General features: G+C 48.8%; 1 protein-coding gene. It reads left to right on the top strand.

Annotated features, from left to right (window positions below; genetic code table 11):
• Positions 1 to 219: 219 nt before the first annotated feature.
• A partial coding sequence (locus ACFILY_RS09740) for a hypothetical protein (protein WP_375673403.1) occupies positions 220 to 510 on the top strand: 291 nt, incomplete at its 3' end.

The raw sequence follows: 510 nt of genomic DNA, 5'->3' as shown, positions 1-510 counted from the left end.
AGTTTAGTTTTGGATTTAATTCTTCTCTCTTCATCTTCTTCAGGAATAACTTCAAGATCAAAGAGAACAGCAAGCAAGCGCCCCCGAGAGGCTTCCCCTGAGCAGCCCAAGTATAAGAAACCCGAGCATCAAGAACGATTTGAGAGATTGGAGAAGCTCAAGTTCGGGCAATCGGGCAGCCCGGATTTGGTTACATTACGGACTGCCGAATGGGGAGATATGGTCGCAGATGAGGTCGAGGGACTACTTGCCGTAGGAAATTGGCAACGATTATTATACATTCGAGACCCGGCCATCAAATCTTTGACTCTAGAGGTTCTCGCCTCGTTTGAGTTTAACAGGTCCTACAAGGATTTATCTAGCGTCGACACGATTCAGTTCCGAGCATTCGGACGGGACCACCATATGAGTATGACGCAGCTGTCGATCCACATGGGATTATATGATGAGGACTACACCGAGTCAGAGGAGGACAAGCTCCCACCCACAGATGATCCGGGCACTTGGCCT

Source organism: Bartonella sp. CL25QHWL, assembly GCF_042195335.1.
Lineage (GTDB): Bacteria > Pseudomonadota > Alphaproteobacteria > Rhizobiales > Rhizobiaceae > Bartonella.
The sequence above is the reverse complement of the archived record's forward strand: the minus strand, read 5'-3'. Positions and strand labels throughout refer to the sequence as shown.